The sequence below is a fragment of the Mesorhizobium sp. J428 genome (assembly GCF_024699925.1).
In the GTDB taxonomy this organism is placed as follows: domain Bacteria; phylum Pseudomonadota; class Alphaproteobacteria; order Rhizobiales; family Rhizobiaceae; genus Mesorhizobium_A.
In genome coordinates, this window is the sequence record NZ_JAJOMX010000001.1 from 2,393,643 (window position 1) to 2,414,391 (window position 20,749).

The 20,749-nt window shown below is 60.0% G+C and carries 16 protein-coding genes and 2 pseudogenes; 4 read left to right on the forward strand and 14 right to left on the reverse strand.

Annotation, left to right across the window (positions count from 1 at the left end):
• The first annotated feature begins 232 nt into the window (after positions 1–232).
• A complete protein-coding gene (locus LRS09_RS12150) occupies positions 233–850 on the forward strand; it encodes a type IV toxin-antitoxin system AbiEi family antitoxin domain-containing protein (protein ID WP_257806887.1) in 618 nt (205 codons plus the stop codon).
• On the forward strand, positions 843–1,712 hold the full coding sequence (locus LRS09_RS12155; RefSeq protein ID WP_257806889.1) for a nucleotidyl transferase AbiEii/AbiGii toxin family protein: 870 nt from the start codon (positions 843–845) through the stop codon (positions 1,710–1,712). Before LRS09_RS12150 ends, LRS09_RS12155 begins: the two co-directional genes overlap by 8 nt.
• Before the next feature lie 331 nt (positions 1,713–2,043).
• On the opposite strand, the gene LRS09_RS12160 is transcribed toward LRS09_RS12155, so the two are convergent.
• The 14 genes and pseudogenes from LRS09_RS12160 to LRS09_RS12225 form a co-directional block, all read right to left on the reverse strand.
• Positions 2,044–3,765 (reverse strand): ATP-binding protein, encoded by a 1,722-nt coding sequence (locus LRS09_RS12160; protein WP_257806891.1) that lies wholly within the window; start codon positions 3,763–3,765, stop codon positions 2,044–2,046.
• Positions 3,762–4,978: pseudogene (locus tag LRS09_RS12165) on the reverse strand (GIY-YIG nuclease family protein). Before LRS09_RS12165 ends, LRS09_RS12160 begins: the two are co-directional and overlap by 4 nt.
• The gene (locus LRS09_RS12170) at positions 4,971–7,028 is read right to left on the reverse strand and encodes a DEAD/DEAH box helicase (RefSeq protein WP_257806893.1); all 2,058 of its coding nucleotides are present in this window, start codon (positions 7,026–7,028) and stop codon (positions 4,971–4,973) included. Before LRS09_RS12170 ends, LRS09_RS12165 begins: the two are co-directional and overlap by 8 nt.
• A pseudogene (locus tag LRS09_RS12175) lies at positions 7,025–9,807 on the reverse strand (class I SAM-dependent DNA methyltransferase). The gene LRS09_RS12170 and the pseudogene LRS09_RS12175 overlap by 4 nt, the downstream one beginning before the upstream one ends.
• The gene (locus LRS09_RS12180; protein ID WP_257806894.1) at positions 9,804–11,726 is read right to left on the reverse strand and encodes an ATP-dependent helicase; all 1,923 of its coding nucleotides are present in this window, start codon (positions 11,724–11,726) and stop codon (positions 9,804–9,806) included. Before LRS09_RS12180 ends, LRS09_RS12175 begins: the two are co-directional and overlap by 4 nt.
• Positions 11,723–12,409, reverse strand: a complete 687-nt coding sequence (locus tag LRS09_RS12185) for an ATP-dependent endonuclease (protein ID WP_257806895.1) — start codon at positions 12,407–12,409, stop codon at positions 11,723–11,725. Before LRS09_RS12185 ends, LRS09_RS12180 begins: the two co-directional genes overlap by 4 nt.
• A gap of 46 nt (positions 12,410–12,455) precedes the next feature.
• Positions 12,456–13,640 (reverse strand): ATP-dependent endonuclease, encoded by a 1,185-nt coding sequence (locus LRS09_RS12190; protein WP_257806896.1) that lies wholly within the window; start codon positions 13,638–13,640, stop codon positions 12,456–12,458.
• 11 nt (positions 13,641–13,651) lie between these two features.
• Positions 13,652–13,966 carry a HigA family addiction module antitoxin gene (locus LRS09_RS12195; RefSeq protein ID WP_257806898.1) on the reverse strand — a complete coding sequence of 105 codons (315 nt, stop codon included), beginning with the start codon at positions 13,964–13,966 and terminating at the stop codon, positions 13,652–13,654.
• Positions 13,967–13,983: 17 nt separating this feature from the next.
• Positions 13,984–14,268 (reverse strand): type II toxin-antitoxin system RelE/ParE family toxin, encoded by a 285-nt coding sequence (locus LRS09_RS12200; RefSeq protein WP_257806900.1) that lies wholly within the window; start codon positions 14,266–14,268, stop codon positions 13,984–13,986.
• A 41-nt stretch (positions 14,269–14,309) separates the two neighbouring features.
• On the reverse strand, positions 14,310–14,510 hold the full coding sequence (locus LRS09_RS12205) for a hypothetical protein (protein ID WP_257806902.1): 201 nt from the start codon (positions 14,508–14,510) through the stop codon (positions 14,310–14,312).
• A 50-nt stretch (positions 14,511–14,560) separates the two neighbouring features.
• Entirely contained in the window at positions 14,561–15,919 is a 1,359-nt protein-coding gene (locus LRS09_RS12210) for a tyrosine-type recombinase/integrase (RefSeq protein ID WP_257806904.1), read from the reverse strand.
• Between the two features lie 499 nt (positions 15,920–16,418).
• The gene (locus LRS09_RS12215; protein ID WP_257806906.1) at positions 16,419–17,228 is read right to left on the reverse strand and encodes an alpha/beta fold hydrolase; all 810 of its coding nucleotides are present in this window, start codon (positions 17,226–17,228) and stop codon (positions 16,419–16,421) included.
• Positions 17,229–17,332: 104 nt separating this feature from the next.
• On the reverse strand, positions 17,333–18,049 hold the full coding sequence (locus LRS09_RS12220) for a hypothetical protein (protein ID WP_257806907.1): 717 nt from the start codon (positions 18,047–18,049) through the stop codon (positions 17,333–17,335).
• Between the two features lie 39 nt (positions 18,050–18,088).
• Positions 18,089–18,889 (reverse strand): SDR family oxidoreductase, encoded by an 801-nt coding sequence (locus tag LRS09_RS12225; protein WP_257806908.1) that lies wholly within the window; start codon positions 18,887–18,889, stop codon positions 18,089–18,091.
• A gap of 139 nt (positions 18,890–19,028) precedes the next feature.
• On the opposite strand from LRS09_RS12225, the gene LRS09_RS12230 reads away from it, so the two are divergent.
• Together LRS09_RS12230 and LRS09_RS12235 are read left to right on the forward strand one after the other, a co-directional pair.
• The gene (locus LRS09_RS12230) at positions 19,029–19,511 is read left to right on the forward strand and encodes a helix-turn-helix domain-containing protein (protein WP_257806910.1); all 483 of its coding nucleotides are present in this window, start codon (positions 19,029–19,031) and stop codon (positions 19,509–19,511) included.
• A gap of 44 nt (positions 19,512–19,555) precedes the next feature.
• A complete protein-coding gene (locus LRS09_RS12235) occupies positions 19,556–20,734 on the forward strand; it encodes a thiolase family protein (protein WP_257806911.1) in 1,179 nt (392 codons plus the stop codon).
• Positions 20,735–20,749: the final 15 nt, after the last annotated feature.

Below are 20,749 nucleotides of genomic sequence, written 5' to 3' on the forward strand. Positions count from 1 at the left end.
ACCGTGGCTCGGCCGCAGGGGAAGGCTTTCCCCTCCCGCCCATTTCCGGATCACGGCTCTGCGGCTTCCAATCTGCAGACCGTTGACTTCCAATTATCATGCTTCACGGTTCCAATGTTCCGGGATCGGAATTTGGCGTAGCCAATGCGGGCGTCCGAGCGGGCTATCAGTATCGTCCGGCTTATGATACAAAACCTCAGAGTATAGAATCCATATACCGAGTATTTGTATCATGCGCCAGACCGGCTCCCAGCGCCAAGCCGCCCAAGCTCTTCTCAAAGAGCGCGGAATCGTGCGCCTGGCCGAACTGCGCGCTGCTGGCATAACCGCTGCCACGATGAGCCGCATGGAGCGCGATGGCGAGGTGCTGCGGCTCGCCCGGGGGCTATATCAGCTCCCCGATGCGCCGCTGGATGCAAGCCATGGCCTGGCCGAAGCCGCCAAGCGTGTGCCCAAGGGCGTGATCTGCCTGGTTTCGGCGCTCGCTTTCCACGGCCTCACCGACCAGCTTCCGAGGAAGGTCTGGCTCGCTATCGGACAGAAGGACTGGGCACCCAAGCCCGATAATTCCTCCATTCGGATCGTTCGCTTCACTGAGGCCCTGCTCACGGAGGGCATCGAGACGCACAAGATCGAAGGTGTGCCGGTGAAGGTCTTCGGTGTCGCCAAGACCATCGCAGATTGCTTCCGGCATCGCAGCAAGATCGGCCTGACAGTCGCGATCGAAGGCCTCCAGGAAGCACTGCGTCAACGCAAGGCCACGCCGGGCGAGATTGCCAGCCAGGCCGAGCGCGGCGGCGTGGCCACGGTCATCCGGCCTTATCTGGAGGCGCTGACAGCCAATGGCTAAGGAGATCAGGAATATCGGCGCCTCCGTCCGGGCGCGACTGCTGCAACTGTCCAGGCAGAACGGCCAGAGTTTCGAGCTGGTGCTAACCCGCTTCGCGCTGGAACGGCTCCTCTTCCGTCTCGGCCAGTCCCGTCATTCAAACCGCTTCGTGCTCAAGGGCGCCATGCTCTTCATGAGCTGGTTCGACGATCCGCACCGCGGCACGCGCGATCTCGATCTGCTGGGCTTCGGGGATCCCGAGCCCGAAGAGATGTTGGAAACATTCCGGGAAATCCTTGCCGATGCCGCGAATGACGGGGTGAGCTTCGACGTCGGCGCCCTTCGGGTCGATCGCATCCGGGAAGATGTGGACTATGGCGGGCTGAGGCTCAAAACCACGGCCTCGATCAGCGGAGCACGGATCAGCCTGTCGATCGATATCGGCTTCGGCGACGCGCTGGAGCCGGGCGCTGAGATGCTGGACTATCCGACGCTGCTAGATTTCCCTGCGCCCCGGCTAAGGGCCTATGCCCGCGAGACGGTCATCGCCGAGAAGTTCCAGGCGATGGTGGCGCTCGGCCGCGCGAACAGCCGGATGAAGGACTTCTATGACATCTGGATTCTCAGCCGATCGTTCGCATTCCACGATGACCGGCTGCCGCGTGCCATTGCAGCGACCTTCGCCCGTCGCGGAACGCCGATTCCGACAGAATTGCCGGACGCACTCACACCAGCATTCGCGGCAGACGAACAGAAACAGCGGCAATGGAAGGCATTCGCTGAAGACGTCGCCCTCGATCCCGGCGATCTGACGAATGTTATTGGGGATATCGCCGAATTCCTGATGCCGCACGCTGCGGTTGCCGCACAGGTGACACAATAAATAGAGCGTTAGGGCACAACCGATGCCAGCCAGGGGCGCTATTATGGATGCCGATCATATCTTAGCCCAGCCGCAGTGATAAAGGCATGGTTCCGCAAGCGCGCGTCCCCGATCAAATCGGCCCACTCTATCACCTCGATTATGCCGCGGAACTTGCCGCCGAGCTCCTGAATGCGGCCACGACCATTTGACGTTGTGCGCCAACCATTCGTGTGAATCTCGAGCTTTCCAACGATGTCAGCGACGACGTAGCAATAGAAAATGCAGTCATCCGCAACGCGCACTCGCGCATTGCGGAAGTCCATAATCTCGCCCTTTTGCAGCTTTGTAATTACTCGCTGATTTGGCTCATGGGCGTGTAGCGCTCGTCGTAGTCTTTCCGCCCAGGGTGCTTGAATTCGACCAGCATAACCCGTTTCAGCGGGTCTTCACCCTCAGCTCCTAACCCATGAAGGCGATCATAGATGAGGAGATCGGGCCGTTTCGTGCTTGCATCGCCCTCGACAAGCTGCGTGAACGGCACGTCGGACGCAAAGTATTTCGTGAACGTGAGGCGTTCATCAATAATCCAGAGATCGTGGTCCGCCCGTTCAACTTTGGCCGGATCATCGCCCCGGAGCTTCATGGGGCAGATGAACTGATGCAGGGTTTCCTCCAGATGAAATTCCTGTGACCCGTCCTCGCGTTCGCGGATACGGCGAATAAGGACGTCCATCACGTCCAGGACGGTCTTCCGCCGCAAAACATACTCGGTGAGCTGGCGCTGCTCTTCGGCCCGAATATCATCGGCGGCCTTGCGGACCGCCTCGGCAAAATCTGCCGGAACATCCTCGTTCCCCCCAAGCTGGGAGACGATCTTCTGGATCGTTTCGTTACGCTCCTTGTCGCGCCGAATCCGGATCGGGATCAGGGCTTGGGCGAACTGCTCGGGCTTCACAGCGTTCTTCGGCGTTCGCGCCAGCAGTTCCAAGGCTTCTTCAAATCCGAAGGAGGGGTATTCCTGAACGAACTCCTGCATCGTTCCAAGGCGTTGATTGTCAAACTCCGTGATCTCTTCGTGGATCGCGTTTGACCGCACATGGTCGGAGCATTCCCGCAATATCTCCTCGACAATGCTTTCGTCGAAGTTGAACTGCGTCCGTTCCTGATTGACCCGCTCATCCAGAAAATCGCCGGTGACGCAGCCGTGGTACACGCTGTCGCCGTTTGGACCAAAACGGCCGATGCCGATCAGACCATCGATTTTGCGCGTGGTCACGGTCCGGCCGTTGGCGACCAAATGCATCTGATGCAGGCCATCGAAATTGGCGCTTGCCGCCTTGTGACAAACGAAATTGGCGAGTGAGAGAGTGCCGAATTCCCCGCTTTCGACGGTGGCGACACCCCGATCCTCGATCCGAAGATTCTGAATCTCCGCGGGGAACGTGGTTGCATTGCTCTCAATGTCGACGATCACCGTCGGTGATCGCCCCATGATGAAATCCGCAAAAAAGTGCGATCCGAAGTGCTTGACGATGGTGGCGTTCTGGCTCGGAAACTTGGCGCGATAGGCCGTGCCGCGCAGCCCCCTAAAGGTAATTGCGGTGCCTGTGTTCGCCGCGGCAGCACCAAGCGGCTCTATTACCTCGTCCGTGATCTGGTCCTGTGTTTCCAGTCGGAATGTGAATGACCGGCGGAACAAGTTTCCCTGGTCCCGGCACACACTGACGACCTTGATGCTTTCAAAGGCATCAAGCCATAGCAGTCGCCCGACGCCTTTGCCGCCGCGACTGATCTTGTAATCGGTATCTGTCGTGCAGAATGCCTCGAAGCGCACGGGCTCAAGCCCGACGCCATTGTCATCGACGATGATTTCGATGTCATCCGGCGCACGCGGGTTTCGGATCGTAACAGTGATCGCACCCCTGTCCTGATACTGCTCCCCAAACGCATCTTCGACGGCATGGAGCGAATTGCTCACGGCCTCGAAAACGGGCTGTAGTGCCTCGGCCGCGAGCGACGGCTTCGGCAGCCGCTTGACCCGATTGACGATGTCCCCCCGCATCGTAGTCATGGCTGTACCTTCAATCTTCCCCCATGACGAACCAGGCGTGCCCCTGCCGGATCGTAAATTACTCGGTGATCGTGCCATCTTTGATCCGTTCAACCGCATCGTCGATGACGAAGATGGGGACAAGGAACCATTCGCGCGGGATAACCGGATTGCCGAACCGATCCTTGATCTCGATGTCGAGCCGAGCCGGGTCGAAGATGCGATGGATGAGATTTTCCAGCTTGGTGCGGTTGATGTTGTAGAGCTCGTAGGTCGCGACGATCTCCACGTCCGCCATCAGGAAAGTCGGGTCGAGTTTCGCGTTGGCGATGCGGCGCGGCACGTCGCCCCCGGTGACGCCGATCTTGTGCAGCACGTCGCGGTTGGCCGCGACAATGGGATGGTCGGCCTTGCTCCGCAGGACATAGATGGTGCCGCTGGCCAGGTCGCCTTCGTCGTTCTCCCCGGCGAACAACGGGCCGGCGGTTGGCTCGGTGATCCGCCTCCCGGCCTCGTCTTTATATAAAGCCCGCTGGAGCGAGCGGAGAAGCAGGTTGCTCTCCGTTGCGTTGGAATAGATAACGCGCAAGCGGGCATCGGTTTCCCCGTTCGGCGCTTTGAAGGACTCGCCGACCACCGCGACATAGGCGACCTGCCCGCCAAGAATGAAGAACTGCCCCTGCGTGATGTCGGCTTTCAGAAACCCGGCATCCTTCACGAAGGGCCGGGTTGTCCGCATACCGGAGTCCAGGTCGGCCTGCACCTGCTGGAACAGCGGCTTGAAGCGGTCGAAGTCCTCGCACTTCTCACGATTGGCGATCTCCTCGGCGGCGCGTTTCTCGGCGCTGGTGCGGACATGGCGAAGGTCGGTGATATCCGACGCGCCAGCCGCGCCCTCTAGCTCGGCCAACAACTCGTCCTCGTCGATATCATCCACGGGCGCGACGGCGCCGGCTTCCGCGCCGGCTAGCATGCCCTGATGATCGAGCGGAGTTAACAGAACGCGGCACTCCTCAAGGGCGCGGAGCCGGTCAAGGCGCACGGCATAAAGGCGCTCGAAGATGTCCCGATCCTCGCCATGTTGGGGGACGCGGCCATGTTGCTCAACAAATCGCTGGATCTCCTCAAATCCAGCGATGATGCGCTCTTCACGCGGCGAGCGGCCACCTTTCTTCTCCGGCTGGGCGAAGTCGTCGAGTTCGGAACGCAGTTCGTCGAGGTCGAGGTCACTCATAGCGGCCCTCATCCTTAAAGCGGACAAAGGCGGCTGCGCCTTCGGCCATCCGCTTCTCCCAAGCATCCGTCGAGCTGATCGACGGCAGCCGTCCCCGCTCCTTCTTGAATCTGACAGCCCGCACGGCCAGTTCCTTGGCTTCCTCCGGCGTCAGGCTCGTGCGCTTGGCGGCAATTGCCGCCGCCACCTGTTTCAGGCTCTCTTCGCTCATGGTCTTGGCAAGGATCGCATAGGCTTCGCCGAACGGATTGATCTGGTCGATCAGGTCGATGTCCAGTTCGCGCACGTCCATCGCAAACTTGCGCACGCCGTCGATCAGACCGGTGTTGGCACCGGGTTCTGCGTCGCCGCCGCCAAGCGCAACCTGCTTGGCCTGCTGGGTGAGGTTGAGGGCAGCGATGGCGTGCTGGCGCACCGCCTCCTGATCCTCTTCGTCAAGCTCGGGGTATTTGTCCTTGATGATCTTGCCCAGGCGGAGCTGGGTCAGCTCCTCGGGCACAAGCTCTTCGTCGAAAAGGCCGCGCTCGATGGCGGTCTTGTCCTGAACGAAGGACGCAATCACCTCGTTCAAATCCTCCTGACAGATGCGCGCCGCTTCCTTGCTCTTGGGTTCTGCGAGTCCCTTGATCTCAATCTGGAAGGTGCCTCGTTCCTCATTGAAACCGACATTGCATTTCTCGGGATCATAGCCGCCTTCGCCATAATCGAAGCCGGGGGTCGCGACGTTGGTCGGATTCTTGGGCTTGAACTCGAAACGCGGGGCAAGCACCTGCTCCATCAGCAGGCTGGCGGCAATGGCTTTTAGCGTGTCGTTGACGGCCTCGGTGACAGCTTCTTCGGAGGCGTCGGGTTCGGCGATCAGATTGGTGAAGCGCGCGCGGGTCTTGCCCGGTGCGTCACGGGTAGCGCGGCCAATGATCTGAACGATCTCGGTCAGGCTGGAGCGATAGCCGACAGTCAGCGCGTGCTCGCACCAAATCCAGTCGAAACCCTCCTTCGCCATGCCGAGCGCGATGATGATGTCCACATGGTCGCGGTTGTTCTTCTGCGCCGGGTCCTTCAGTGCGGCGGAAACGCGATCCCGCTTGGCCGCATCATCGTCCACTAGGTCGGCGATACGCAGGATTCGGTCTTCCGGTGTTTTGACCAACTGGAAGCCAGTGGCAGGGTCAGTGCCCTGCCATTCGCCCAGCTCCTCGATGATATGCTCCACTTCCCTAATCTTGTCCTTCGTGCTCTCGCGCGAATTGACGCTCGGGATGTGGATGATGGTTTTCTCGGCGGGGTCGAGGACATTGAGAATGTCGTCGGCATAGGCGCCGGAGTAGAAGAAATAGCCGATGTCGAGCTGCTTCAGATATTCGTAGCCGTTGAGCTGCTCATAATAGGTGTAGGTGACGGCATCGAACTTCGACTCGTCCTGCGGGGCCAGCACGTCTTCAGCGTCGCCCCGGAAATAGGAGCCGGTCATCGCAACGACATGCACACGGTCGCGGCCGATGAAAGCCCCGAGATGCAGGCCCAGCTTGTTATCTGGATTGGCAGAAACATGGTGGAACTCGTCCACGGCAATCAGTCGGTCGTCGAACGCCTCGATACCGAATTTTTCCACGGCGAAGCGGAAGGTGGCATGGGTGCAGACCAGCACAGTGTCGTCGCTTTCAAGGAAAGCGCCGACGGAATTGACCTTGCCGCCATTATCCTCGCCAGGGGCGTTGCAGAGATTCCACTTGGGAGCGACGATCCAATCTGCCCAAAAGCCGAACTTGGTCAGTGGCTCGTTGTTGAAGCTCGCGCCGATGGATTTTTCCGGCACGACGATGATCGCCTGTTTCAGCCCCTGATTGGCGAGCTTGTCGAGCGCGATAAACATGAGCGCCCGGCTCTTGCCCGACGCCGGGGGCGACTTGATGAGCAGGTATTGCTCGCCCCGCTTCTCGTAGGCGCGTTCCTGCATTGGGCGCATACCCAGCGCATTGGACTTGGTCGAGCTGCCGTTGCGGGCATAGGATACTGAAACGGAAGGAACTGTTTTCTTTTCGTCGGTCACGCGCTTGCCCCCGCCTTCCGTTTCGTCGTTGCACCCGCTCCTGCGGTCATCTTCGTATATAGTTCGAACAGCTTTTCCAGCCGCTCGGTGTCGTTGCGAAACCGGCGACCGATATAGATGCGCTCCAACGCCTCATCGTTGCGCTCATGCGCCTCATGCAAATCTTCGGGCATTGCCTCGGGATCGTAGAGATCAGCGATAGTCGCCGGGAAATGCGCCTCGCGCGCCAACAGAATGTCTTCGGCGCAGCGGGCTAGGTCGGCCTTATTCTTCTCGGTCAGCGTCGGGACAGGGAATGTGTTCCAGCCGAGCGTGTTGGAATATCGAATGCGCGTTTCTAGCTGGCCGCACACGGTGCGCACCCAGACGATGTGCATACGTGAGGCAATGATAGCCACGTTCCACAGCGGTGCATCGAAAAGCGCGAAGGCCAGATTGCTGACTACAGAACGTTGAGGCAGCAGTCCGATTGGCAGTACTCACGCACCTCCGAAGAGACGCTAGGCACGATTATTGAACGCTCATCGCCCGATTGTCGCACCTCGCCAAATCTATGCGGCGTCGCAGCGAGTGCTTTCGTTGTCGATCGAGTAGATGCCACCCGCTGAGCTCGAACGTTCTCGAATCTACCCTTCAACCATGTGTTCCGCTTGGCGATTTCATATTCATCGTGTCTGATCCAAATGCACCTACGCTCAATCCCACGAATGAATTCTTGCGATCCCACAAATGGTCGGATGAATGTTTGCGGCACGCCGTGCTGTGTGATGGCCACCGACGCTTCATCCGTATCCAGCAGCAAATGGCCTCCGTCATTGGGCATATTGCCAAAGGTCATTTCATTCAGAGCACTGATCGGCCTGCTAAGGGAGGCGACAACAATGTTGGACCCCGGCACAAGATAGGCGTTGATGTTCTCTGCTTCCTTTTGGATCGTCGCGCCATCATCAGCGATCGAGAGCAGCCGCCTTATCCTGCCCGGTTGATTGGATATGCCGACGATCACCACGGTGACGCCGGCCTTGTTGCTCGCCAAATTCGCCCATTTGAATGACGTATGCGCGAAGTGTATGTGAGCGCCCATCTCGAATATCTTGGGCCACAGTATGGGTACTATGCGACCCTGACATATCGAATTTGTGCTGACAAAGGCAGCGTCGGCGACCGTGTGGCGCGCATACTCAGCTGCTTTCATGAACCATCCGCCAACGTAGTCTATTTGCTTCGGTGAGACCCCATAGGGGCCGAAGACGTGGGCGAGGTCTTCTTTCTGTTCTTTGGTCTGCGTCTGACTGCCCTTATAGGGCGGATTTCCGCAAATGTAGGTCTCCCCGCCCTCGTTCTCGAAATCGATCTCCGCCTGATCGAGCGGGGTGTGAAACAGGTCTTCGGCCTGGTGCTTCACAATGGTGCCGGTCGAGCGGCAAATGCTGAGCCAGTCGAGCCGCAGGGCGTTGCCGCACGTAATCCAGTTCATGGCGTCGAGCGGCAGGAAGTCGCGCAGCGCCTCCTTCTGGCCGCGATAGAGTACGTCGCACTGATATTCGGCGATGATCAACGCCAGGCGCGCGATCTCGGCCGGAAAGTCGCGCAGCTCGATGCCGCGAAAGTTGGTCAGAGGGATTTCGGTGCGCCGGTCTGCCTCGCCGCGCCGCTCGTTGATCTCAGCCTCGATCTTGCGCATTTCCTTGTAGGCGATGACAAGGAAGTTGCCCGAGCCGCAGGCCGGATCGAACACCCTGATGCGGGCCATGCGATTGCGCAGGTTGAGCAGCTTGCGGGCATTGTCGCCCGCCGTCTCCAGTTGCTCACGCAGGTCGTCGAGGAAGAGCGGGTTCAGCACCTTCAGGATGTTCGGCACGCTCGTGTAGTGCATCCCAAGCGCGCCACGCTCGTCATCGTCGGCGACGGCCTGGATCATCGACCCAAATATGTCCGGGTTGATCTTCGTCCAGTCGAGATTGCCGATATGGAGGAGATAGGAGCGGGCGATCCGGCTGAAGCGCGGCACGTCCATGCTGCCAGAGAACAGCCCGCCATTCACGTAGGGAAAATCGACGTTGGCCCAACGGGGCAGGTCCGCAGCGGCACGATCCTCCTTTTTCGTGTTCATGGCGCGGAACAGCGCTCCAATCACCTCATGGGTGTTGGACGAGTCCCGTGCGCTCATCTTCTCGATAGTGGCCGTGAACAGGTCGGTGCCCTGGAAGATGTCCGTGTCCTCGGCGAAAAAGCAGAAGATCAGCCGTGCCATGAAATGGTTCATGTCGGGGCGACGCTCGGTCGTGCCCCATTCGGGATTGTCCTTCAACAACTCGACATAGAGGCGGTTCAAGCGGCTGGTGGCGCGGATGTCGAAGCTGCTTTCGCGGACCTGCCGGATGGTGGTGATCCCCGCCAGCGCCAGGAAAAAGCCGAAATGATTGGGAAAGTCAGCGTAGGGGCAAGCGGCCGTTTCGCCCGTTTCCACATCCTCGGCCTCGAAGGTGTCGCCGTCAGTCGCCAGCACGAACTTCGCCTTCGCGCGGGCGGTGGCCGGGCTGGCGCGAAGCGCCGCCAATGTCCGCCCCACTTCGCCGGTCGCGGCGACGGCGATGTGTATGTTGTTGTGCTGAAATACGCCGCCAACGTCGGACTTGTTCGACGCGCCGCTCCGCAGGCGCTTGATGGTCGTCTCCTTGTTTCCGAAGGCTTCAAGGAACGAGAACGGAAACTCCTCGGCATCAAACGGGCGTTCCGCCAGCGCGGAAACGGCTTCTTCAATTTCAACGGCGTTCATGCCGTCCCCTCTTGCGGTTCATTGAGACCCATTTCCTCCAGAAAACGCGAGGGTGCTTTTCGGTAGCCTTGGTATTGCTCTGCCCGCGTCAAAACGAGCTGCATCTTCGTGCGCGTGATGCCGACGAAACAGTTGCGTCGCTCTTCTTCAAGCTCCGACGGCGCAGCGTTGTACTTGAGGCTTTGCCAGGACGGCAGCACTGACTCCGCCATGCCGATGAGCCAGACACGATCGAACTCCAGACCCTTTGCCGCGTGAATCGTGAGAAGCCGGACGGCAGTTGGGTCGGGAGGCGGCTCCTTGGGCCGCAGCTTCATGCCTTGGAGAAGCTCATCAAGATCGGGCGGCGCGCCCTTCTCGGCCCTGATGGCCCTGTGCGCTGTTTCCCACGCGGCCTTGTCTTCTGCGGCGTCGCTGATGACGCCCTCGGGCGCTTCCGCCGTCGTCATCAGGAAGGTGATCGCCTCTGTGACAATCTGCTGCCAGTTTGACCGGGATTGCACCAGCCGGAGAGCTATCGCTGACAAGTTCATGGCGATCTCGTTCTGACTCGCTTCGGCAGCCAACGCCCAGTGCTCCAGGTAACTGGTCCCGGTGGATGCCGCCTCGGCGAGCAAAAGTGCTGTGTCGAGCTGCAAGCCGGCTATGCGGTTTGCAGCCGCTGCGAGCGCCGTGAAGACTTGTCGGTCGCCGGGGCGAAGGGACAGGTCGAGGCAGCTCTGAAGCCAGGCAAATTGCGGGGAGATAAATCGGTCGCGCCGTACCGCGATCGAGGCGGTGACGCCCCGCGCCTTCAGGGCATCCAGCACCGGCTGGAGAATGGCTCTTGTCCTGCCGAGAACTGCAACCTCGCCTCGTTCGGCGGTGGCGATCCCGGCAATATCATCGGCAATGCCATCGGCTTCCTCTGCGTCCGTCCCGAAGGTCCGCAGCAATATGGCAGGACCTTCGCCGGGAAGTGTCGCGACAAGCGGCTCCTTGCCAGGTGTCCTGTCGGAGTTATGGCCGATGAGATTGTTGGCGGCCTGCACGATGGCAGGAGGGCAGCGCCGATTTTCGACCAACTGGATCAAGTCCGGCGAGAAATGCTCGCGGAACTGTTGAATTTGCCGATAGCTAGCCCCGGCCCATTGGTAGATGATCTGGTCATCGTCGGCGACGGCAAAGACATTCTTGAAATCGTCGCCCGCAAAGAAGCGCACCAGCCGGTATTGGGCGGGCGTCGTGTCCTGGAATTCGTCGATAAGCCAGTACGGGTAAGACTGCCGCGTCCTGGCGGCCACAGCCGGAACCTGATGGGCCAGCCGGCATGCGTCTAGAATCATGCCGTTGAAATCGAGGGAATTGTTGGCGCGCAACGCGGCCTCATAGATTGCGTAAACACGCGCGGCGCGCTCGCCGGCCGCCGGATCGCGGAAATGCCGCGCCGTCTTTTCAGCGCTGACAAGACTGCTGCGTAGTTGGTCGATGGCACGCAGCCACCGAACGTCGTCAGGTGTTACGTCCGCCCCTTCATCGGCGGCAGCCACGAGTGCTTCACGCAACAGCTCCCGGCGGTCGTCGTCCTGATCGTAAATGCCGAAGTCGGGCTTGATTCCGATATGCGATCCGTGCTGGCGCAAAATCTGCGCACAAAAGCTATGGAAAGTGCCGATGAACGTTCGATCGGTCAGGCCGGGCACGAGGGCTTCGACACGCTCACGCATCTCGTCGCCTGCCTTCGTCGTGAACGTCAGGGCGAGGATGCGGAAATTCTTGTTTCGGCTGTCGTTCAGAATCTGGGCGATGCGGGTGGTCAGCACCGTCGTCTTTCCGACTCCTGGTCCCGCGAGGACGAGCGCCGCGCCGTCCTGCCAGTCCGCCGCCTTGCGCTGTGTCGGGCTCAGTCTGTCGAGTGCTGCCTGGAGCGGTTCTGTCATACGGCACCACCCAATGACTTGATGAGGTCAACGAGCGGCGCAGGCATCTTCACGGCAAGTTCTCTGTCTGCCGCGACGCGCAGCGACAAGGCGCCCATGTATCCGGTCTTCTTGTTTTTGAGGCGCCTCTTAAACTCGTCGAACGGGCAGGTAAGAGCAGTCTGTCCTCCGACCGTGCCCATGATCTCGCGCAGAAGCTGTTCGTGGCCGTCAGCGAGCAACTGATCTTCAAGATCGTGATCCTGCGACAATGTTGTAAATTTGCCGGTGAGGTCGTTTTCCGTGAAGCCTCGATCCAGTATCTGCTGGCGGAACTTCGCGGCTTCCTGATCGCCGTCCGTAATCATGTGCCAAGGGATGCCGAACGCCTCAGCGAGCGCCGGATAGATTCCGGCGCTGCCGCTCTGCTGAAAGTCAATGACGGCGATCCCGTGCGTGTCGAGCGGAAGATTGAGGGCGTTGCCGAGCGCATGGAGCAGCAGATACTCGGTCACGCCTTCAACCAGTATCCAGCGGCGCGCGAAGAAGATCTCGCCACGGACACGGCGACCGTGGAATCCCAGCTCATTCTCGTCGTCGACTGTCGGTAGGACGCGGCATTTGTGGCGAAGCGCCGCAATCTCGGCCTGCCGTGCCCCCGCGTCGGCATCATTGCGATAGCAATGGGCCAGCGCGTTATCCATTGCCTCATCGAACCAGGACCGCGCGGCAAGACGGCCGGTCGTCGGATCACGTTGAAATACGCGGCTGCCTCCGCCCTGCAGAAACCCGTCCAGCGATCCATTCCAGGGCAAATCGGAAATCACTACGCCAGGGAGCGCACTGACTTCGGTTTGGCCACCGCGAAGGCGCACCAGTCGAAGATCGCGAAGCGGAACATGCTGCACAAAATAAGGCGAGTGCGTCGTCATGAGCTTTTGCCCGGACAGCGCCTGCGTCCGATCTCCAAAGAGTCCTCGCAGCCTGTGGATGGAGATGGGCCTCGGGTTCCTCGATCGCGAAGACCGCTTCCACGCCGGGCTGCTCCGCCTCGGCAAGCTGTTGCAGCACAGCGGCCTGAAACAGGAAAATCACGGCGAGGCTCTGAAGTCCCTGACCATGATGGCCAAGGGGAAGCCAAGGCCGCAAGTCCTCGTTGCGCATGACGATTCCGGTCCGTTGGAGCATTTCCTCCATCGCCAGCGGCAGGGTGTTTAGCCGTGCCGACCCAGGGCCTTCGCCGACGGCAACGCGCGTAGCCTCGCCGATCATTGTGGCGATGTCGGTCAGTCGCGGGTCAGCCGCGATGATCTTGGCGTCGAGATCGGCCAGAGTCTTGAGAGCTTCTGCTTCCAGCTCCGGCGGGATCCGGACACTGCGGAGCAGTCGGCCCCAGTGACCGGAGCGAGGTGTGAACTCGTCGGCGGCGTCGCGCAAGGCTCCAAGCCAGAAGATCGGCATATAGCCAAAAAAGCCGGTCAGATTGATAGATCGCCGCCGCTCTGGCAGAGGCTCGCCAGCGGAATCCAGAAACTGCCAGGCGGGATCGAATACCTCCTTGTCGGGGTCCCAGGCGCATGTGACGCGCAGCGTCAGAGCGTTGCGGACGCCGTCAGCATGGATAGTGATGATATCGGTAAGGGCGGCGACCATGTCGGCGTCCCATTCGTTAGGCTCGCTTTCCTCCATCGCCAGCGTGATCGTGACGGGAGGCTGCGTGCGCGGATCGCAATCGGGATCAGGGCGATGAACGTCGTTTTCAGTAAACCCCGTTCCGCGCTGCCCCCACCGCCTCGTGAGCACAATACGCACAGCGTCAATGATTGCGGTTTTCCCGGCGTTGTTTTGCCCGATCAAGACGGTTGTCTCGCCAAGATCGACGGTGAGGTCCTTGACGGATCGGAAATTCTGAATGTGGAGCCGGGTAATGCGCATGGGTTCGGTCTCTACGCGATGCTCGACGCGTCGGACCGCGTTGCTCCGGCCCGCACAGGCAGCCGTGCGATCTCCCGCCCCGCCTTTTCCTCGGCGATGCGGATTTCATAGGCGCTTTGCAGATTGAGCCAGAACTGCGGATCAGTGCCGAACCAGTGCCCGAAGCGCAACGCGGTGTCGCCGGTCACGGCGCGCTTGCCCGCGATGATCTGGCTGACGCGGTTCGGCGGCACGTCGATCTGGCGCGCAAACTCCGTCGGCGTCACATTCAGTTCTTCCAGCTCGTCCTTGAGGACTTCGCCGGGATGAACGGCTCTCATGAACATGGCCTGATCTCCTTTCCTCAGTGATAGTCCACGATTTCAACATAGCCCGGCCCGGTTTGACCGGCCGGCCACTCGAAACAGATGCGCCATTGCTGGTTGATTCGAATGGAATACTGTCCGGCACGATCTCCTTTGAGCGCTTCTAGCCGGTTTCCCGGCAGGGCGCGCAGCGTATCAAGCGAGAGTGCCGCGTTCAGGATCGACAGCCGCCGGGCGGCCTGATCTTCAAAACCTTGAAAGGCTTTGACGAACTCCCCCTTCGCGAACTGCTCCGTCTTTTTGTCTCGATAGCTCAGGATCATGTAGTTCTAGTCGTACAGGTGTTGACGCTATACGTCAAGCGTCAACACCTATCTCCCTGCTCTTGCTGTATGCGAACCAGCACCTGCCAGATCCAAAAGACCTTCTCGACATTGCCGATCGGCGTGTCGAAGCGATTGGCGGTGGTGAGAAACTGATCGAGCCGATCATGGGGCATCGTGGCAATGATCTGCTTGCGCGCCGCTCTTGGTATCCGGAAAGCGGATTGCGAATTCCTCTTCATCGAGCCAGGCCCGCAGCCCAAGGGCCTCCATTCGCCGGAAGCCAGTCAGGTTAGGCGGCCAGATGACGCTCCGGCAGGTCCTCCTCGACCTCGTCCCCCGCAGCTTGCGTCAGGAAACGCGCCAGCGCAGCCTTTCTCGATCCGCGGTCCAGCGCATACGCTGTCTGCTTGAATTCAAATCCGTCGAGCAGTCCTTGGATGTAACCGGATATGGTGTCCGCGGCCATGATCAGCGCCGTATCGATCGTGTGAATATATTTGCTCGTGACCGATCCCTTTGCATGACCTACCAGGGCCGCAATCGTCACTTCGGTGAAGCCCAGATCATTAGCGATGCTGGCGAAGCTGTGGCGCAGGACATGCGGCGTCACATCCGAGAGCGGAGAATCCTTGAATATCTGCTTCCAGTGGTTCGGGAAGCTGCCGAAAACGTTGTCGTCACCCTGGCCGGGAAAGACATATGTGGCCACGCCACTCGCGCGCCGTTGCTCAAGGTACTCGATGACCGGCAGGCCTATCGCACGAATGGACTCGCCTTCCTTGCTGTCCTCCAGGCGCAGACAGCTCGCTTCGGTGTCGGCCTCTGTCCATTTCAGACCAATCATCTCGCTGCGCCGGCAGCCGGTCAGCGCGATCTGGCGAATGATGTCGACAGTCGTGGCATATTTCTCCTGCTCAGCAGCGTCTCGCAGTATCTGTCCCAGCGTCCGATACTCCGCCTCGGATAGCCGGCGCTTGCGCACGTTGTCCTTTGGTTTGCGAATGCCATGCGCGGGGTTGCTCTCAATGATACCGGCCTCGATGGCATAGGTGAGGATGCCGCCGAGGAGTCCGACTGTGCGCGTTGCGGTTCCTGCGCCGCCGCGGACGATCGCCTTGCCGCGCAGATTCTTGGTCTTGACCGAGACGCGCGTCTTTCCGGCCATGACATCCTTGAGGAATTTGTTGATGTCGGCCTTGGTGAGATCCTTGACCCTGCGTGTCCCGAGGAGCGGAACGACGTGGCGCTCAATCCGGCCGGTGTCGGTAACGATCGTCGTCGGCTTCTTGGGACGCCCGCCTTTCCCAAGGATGAGGCCGGCCTTCAAATCGTCGAGATAGCGCGTACACAGCTCCTTCACGGTGATTGCATTGTGGTCGAGCTGGCGTTCTTCGGCAGGGTTGTCGCCTTGGGCGACACGGCCGAACTGAATCTTCGCCTCCTGCCGGGCAGTCTCAGGAGTCCAAACACCGTGGAGTCCGATTGTATAGCGACGTGACCGGCCACCCGCTCGATACTGGATGACGTAGCTCCGCCTCCCGGAAGCAAAAACGCGAAGTCCGAAACCGGGCAATTCGTCGTCCCAGATGACATAGTCCTTCTCCTGGACCTCAGTCGCGTCGACAACCCTTTTGGTCAGCTTAGCCATGACGTTCCTCCGTCTCGGCCCTGATCTCTCGCGTAAGCACCACGTAAGCAGCCGGGCGGAAATCAGAGCGAATTTTCGGATAGGAACGTCGCTCGTGTTTTTCAGAATATCCAGTGGTTTCAGATGGATAGCGTATCATAGCGTGCCCTATCGCGTTTTTCGGATGGGCAGCTTAAATTGCTCCGAAGGCAAAGGTCACAAGTTCGAATCTTGTCGGGTGCGCCAAATACCATCGATAGCCCTCCAAAGCCATCGATAACCGTCGAAACTACGCCCGCGCCAAGAGCGGGAAAAGGTCCGTGTACGAAAATGCATAGAAACGGCGGCGTTTTGGGTTAAAAAAGTTCGAATCGCTTCCGGTCGATTGGCGGTTACCAACCTACGCCGGCGCCGCGTATGAACGTGACATTCTAGCCGCTACCGTTGATGGCGCGGGTCTGCGTGCAGCGAATGCGGCCGTCCGATGTCTGGCGGCGACCATGCAGGCCACCCCGAGACGCTACTTCGCGAGGAAGACATCCACTTCACGGGTGAAGTCCGCGATCTCCTGAAACAGGAACCCGTGGCCTGCATCGGGATAGATCACGAGTTTCGCGTTCGGCACCTTTTGCGACAAGGCATAGGACCGGTAGGCTGGGAGCATCACGTCATGGGCTCCGTTGGCAATCAGCATGGGCAGCCGGAACTCATCGGCGCGGGACAGCGATCCGGGCCAGGACATGATGGCTTTGATCTGGCCCGTGAACCCTGGTGCGGATACGTTCGGTCCTCGGTCCGGCTGGTTGCGAATACGCGCAAGAGAGTTGCGTCCAGCGGACTTGGCAGTCTCCGTTTCCGGATAGAAGAGGAACAGAAAGTCGTCCTCGTCATTTTCGGGCTTCGTCATGACCTGTGACACGCGGGGATGCGGCTCCGGCCCGCCTTCCACGGCCCCAGGGCTCGAACCTGCAACGACAAGGCGACGGACTAGATCAGGATAATCCAAGGTGAGTTGCTGGGCGATGATCCCGCCAAGGGACCAGCCTAGCACGTCAACTTGGGGCAAGCCAAGTTCGCGGACCACTTCGGCCGCCACATCGGCAATGCCCGCAATCGTGTCGGGCACCGTTCCGTCTGATCGTCCGATCCCGGCGCTGTCGACGCGGATTATGCGGCGCTTTTGTGACAGGGCTGCGATGAAGTCCGGATCCCAGTCGTCCATGGTGCCGCGAAAGCGCTGCAGCAAGAGCAAAGGCACACCGTCGAACGCGCCGTCTTGCCGCCAGGCGAGGCGGCCATATTTTGTGTTCAGCCATTCAACTTTGGACATTTTCGTCTCCTATCTGTGATTAGCAGGTTGCGGTGTCCAATGAGCCTGACACCTGGATGTTTGGCATGGGTAAGTCGTTGGGAATGCGCCCCGGGGGGGCGATCCTAGGACACCTTCAGATCAAGGACATCGATCGAGACGCTGACACGATCGAGCAGTGGGCGGTTGTCCGTGCCGGCCCGGTAGACGCGGCGTTTGGTCGGGAACTGCAGGCCGCCGAACTCCTTGTAGTCAGAAGCGTAGTTCGCGCTCGTCGTGCCGCCCATAATTTCGACACTGTAGTCTTGCCGCCGCAGAAGCCCAGATTTGTCGAAGTAGAAGGTCTGGACCGTCGAGTGGCTGGGAGTGTCCTCGGGGAACGTCACTTTCAGACGCCGCCAGGTCTCACCGTTCTCGTCCCAGGGATCGACCTCTTCGGTCTGGAACCCAGGCCGTTTGAAGGTGAACGGCGCGGTCAGATAGGTCCACATCGCATAGCCGGTGAAGTAGATCAGGTTCTGTTCATCCCAAGGCGTCATCAGCGTATGGCCGGAGAATGCGGCCCTTGGATCTTCGCGCTTCTCAATGACCTTGCCGTCGGCCTGGATTGACGTTCGGGTCGGTTCGTAGACGGCGACTTGCCCGGGTTTCACGAAGGGCGCGAATTCCGTGTGGGGGCGTTTGGTGTCGATCGAACTTATGATGTCGGCATAGGCGCCCTCAAAGCCTTTGATGGACCAGATCGCTCCGCCAACCGTGATATGGGCGGCTAACTTGTTCACTTGTTGCCAGCGGTCCCAGCCACCATGCGCAGCCAAGGCGCTTTCGAGCAGATCATTCATGGTATTGCACTCTGATATGGTTCGAACTTTCCGGTGCGTTCAGCGCGCTGTGCGATAGCGCGGCGCGACCTCTGCGCGTGAAAGGCCAGGCAGAAGGGCGACTCGTGCCGCCTGAGCAGCCTCGAATGCGTCTTCGTCAGCCAGGGGCGGGATCGTGATCGTCTCTCCGGCGTCAAAACCGACGAGTGCGGCATCAACGAGGTCGCCCGCTTCCATGACCCAGTCGGACGGGAAGGCGTTCAAGTCCTTCCCCGAACGCTCCCAGATCTCCGTGCGGGTCACGCCGGGCAAAACGGCCTGCACGCGAGCACAGCTCTTTCCAAGGTCACGCGCCAGAGCGATGCTGAGGTTCAGGATGTAGGCCTTGGTGCCGCTGTAGACTCCCTCGAAGCTCTCCGGTGCCAGCGCGACAACGGACGCAAGGTTGACGATCGCTCCCTTACCGCGCTTCACGAGCGCCCGGCCCGCGGCACCGGAAAGCAGCGTCGGGGCGGTAACGTTCAGGGCAATCACCCGTGCCCACTCCTCGGAGCTGCCGGTCAACAGATTCCCATCCGCCGACATGCCCGCGTTATTGACCAGAAGGGTAAGGTCGGGTTCGTCTTCGATCCGCGCGGCAAGGGCGGTCAGTTGTGCAGGGTCCGTCAGGTCGACAATAGCGACATCGACCTTGCGGCCGGTTTCGGCATTAAGTCGCTGCGAGAGCGCCTCAAGGCGCGCCTTGTCGCGCGCCACCAGAAGCAGGTCGTAGCCGCGCTTCGCCAACCTGTCGGCGTAGATCGCTCCGATGCCGGTCGACGCGCCCGTTACGACGGCTAGGCCAGGTCTCTTGCTCGTCATTTCTGTGCTCCGTGGGTCTGTGGGTTAAGGTCGGTACCCGGACGCGGGCAACTCGGATTGTGGTTTAAATTTGCTACCGCTCGACATATATATGAAAACGGTTTAACTTTACAACCACTTTTTAGAGATGGAGCGAAACATGAAGGGAAAGCGAACCGACCTTGGGGATAGCCAGTGCGGGATCGCTCGAAGTCTTCAGGTGGTCGGCGATTGGTGGACCCTGCTGATCGTGCGAGACGCATTCAAAGGAAAGGTGCGGTTCGGCGAGTTTCAAAAGAGCCTTGGCCTGGCTAAGAACATCCTGTCCACCCGGCTGAAAAAGCTGGTCGATCAGGGGGTTTTCCGCATTGAGGCCGATCCCGACGCTCCGGCGAGCCACCGCTATCTGTTAACGCCCAAGGGCGAGAAACTTGGAATCACACTGGTGGCACTTTGGCAGTGGGGTGAAGAACACTGTTTTGCACCCGGTGAACTTGCCTACCAATTGGTTGACCAGAGCTCTGCCGAACCAATCGCGAGACTCCATCTTGAGACAACTGGCGGAAAGTCGGTCGAGGCGCATGGATTCCGTGTCGGTCCACGGCCAGGCACCAGGGCTGGGGCCCAATCACGCTTGCCGTGATCGGGTCGGCACCCTCTGATCCAGACTTTCTTAAGGAGTTCGAAATGTCCGAACCAATCGTTCTTGCCCATCCAGTGCGCACTGCCATCGGTAGCTTCAATGGTGCGTTGAAAGGTGTCCCAGCGACCGATCTCGGCGCTGTAGCCATACGAGTAGCCTTGCAGCGTGCCGGCCTGCCAGCCGAAGAGGTCGGAAGCGTGGTTATGGGCAATGTCATTCAAGCGGGGAACAAGATGAATCCCGCCCGGCAAGCCGCCATCGGCGCACGCTTGCCCGTGACAGTTCCCTCGCTGACGGTGAACCGGGTCTGCGGATCCGGTGCTCAGGCGATCATCTCAGCCGCGCAACAGATCCAGTCAGGAGATATTCAGATCGCAATTGCGGGCGGCATGGAGAATATGGATCGCGCTCCCTACCTCCTCGACAATGGTCGCTGGGGGTACCGGATGGGGACCGCGGAAATTCATGACAGCTTGCTGAGCGATGGACTGAATGATGCCTTTTCCGGTCAGCACTCGGGCTGGCACACCGAAGATTTGGTCACAAAGGCCGGGCTGAGCCGCGAAGAACAGGACGCCTTCGCTGCACGGTCGCAACAACGATTTATCGCCGCTCAGGCAGCAGGCTACTTTGCCGGGGAAATTGTTGGGGTTGAGCTCAAATCGAAGAAGGGCAGCACTGTCTTTGACGTTGATGAAGCGCCCCGCCCCGATATCACCGTGGACGTGCTGGCGCGCCTGCGCCCGGCATTTCGCGAGGGTGGCACGATAACTGCCGGGAACGCCCCCGGCCTCAACAGCGGTGCCTCCGCTATGATCGTCGCGAGCCAGTCGGCAGCCGTAGCGCACGGTTTGGAGATTGCGGGTATCCTGAAGGGCTATGCCGTCGCTGCAGTCGAGCCGGGCATGTTTGGCCTCGGCCCCGTTCCGGCCGTTCGTTTTCTCCTAGACCGCGTCGGTTGGTCTTTGCAGGATATCCAGCGCATTGAAATCAATGAGGCCTTTGCGGCCGTGCCGCTGGCTGTTGCGAAAGAGTTGGGCTTGCATGAGGGGATCATCAACCCGGACGGCGGGGCCATCGCACACGGGCACCCGATTGGTGCCACCGGTGCCATTCTGACAACACGCCTTCTGCATGCGATGCGTCGCGAGGGACTGCACCGTGGCATCGTCACCCTTTGCATCGGCGGCGGTCAGGGCATTGCGCTCGCGCTCGAGCGGTAGATGGGCCTTTTTAGG

Bases quoted from the DNA above. Each gene is read 5' to 3' on its own strand.
- LRS09_RS12150 (WP_257806887.1), top strand. From the start codon at position 233: ATGCGCCAGACCGGCTCCCAGCGCCAAGCCGCCCAAGCTCTTCTCAAA.
- LRS09_RS12155 (WP_257806889.1), top strand. From the start codon at position 843: ATGGCTAAGGAGATCAGGAATATCGGCGCCTCCGTCCGGGCGCGACTG.
- LRS09_RS12160 (WP_257806891.1), bottom strand. From the start codon at position 3,765: ATGACTACGATGCGGGGGGACATCGTCAATCGGGTCAAGCGGCTGCCG.
- LRS09_RS12180 (WP_257806894.1), bottom strand. From the start codon at position 11,726: ATGACAGAACCGCTCCAGGCAGCACTCGACAGACTGAGCCCGACACAG.
- LRS09_RS12185 (WP_257806895.1), bottom strand. From the start codon at position 12,409: ATGGATAACGCGCTGGCCCATTGCTATCGCAATGATGCCGACGCGGGG.
- LRS09_RS12190 (WP_257806896.1), bottom strand. From the start codon at position 13,640: ATGCGCATTACCCGGCTCCACATTCAGAATTTCCGATCCGTCAAGGAC.
- LRS09_RS12195 (WP_257806898.1), bottom strand. From the start codon at position 13,966: ATGTTCATGAGAGCCGTTCATCCCGGCGAAGTCCTCAAGGACGAGCTG.
- LRS09_RS12200 (WP_257806900.1), bottom strand. From the start codon at position 14,268: ATGATCCTGAGCTATCGAGACAAAAAGACGGAGCAGTTCGCGAAGGGG.
- LRS09_RS12205 (WP_257806902.1), bottom strand. From the start codon at position 14,510: ATGAAGAGGAATTCGCAATCCGCTTTCCGGATACCAAGAGCGGCGCGC.
- LRS09_RS12210 (WP_257806904.1), bottom strand. From the start codon at position 15,919: ATGGCTAAGCTGACCAAAAGGGTTGTCGACGCGACTGAGGTCCAGGAG.
- LRS09_RS12215 (WP_257806906.1), bottom strand. From the start codon at position 17,228: ATGTCCAAAGTTGAATGGCTGAACACAAAATATGGCCGCCTCGCCTGG.
- LRS09_RS12220 (WP_257806907.1), bottom strand. From the start codon at position 18,049: ATGAATGATCTGCTCGAAAGCGCCTTGGCTGCGCATGGTGGCTGGGAC.
- LRS09_RS12225 (WP_257806908.1), bottom strand. From the start codon at position 18,889: ATGACGAGCAAGAGACCTGGCCTAGCCGTCGTAACGGGCGCGTCGACC.
- LRS09_RS12230 (WP_257806910.1), top strand. From the start codon at position 19,029: ATGAAGGGAAAGCGAACCGACCTTGGGGATAGCCAGTGCGGGATCGCT.
- LRS09_RS12235 (WP_257806911.1), top strand. From the start codon at position 19,556: ATGTCCGAACCAATCGTTCTTGCCCATCCAGTGCGCACTGCCATCGGT.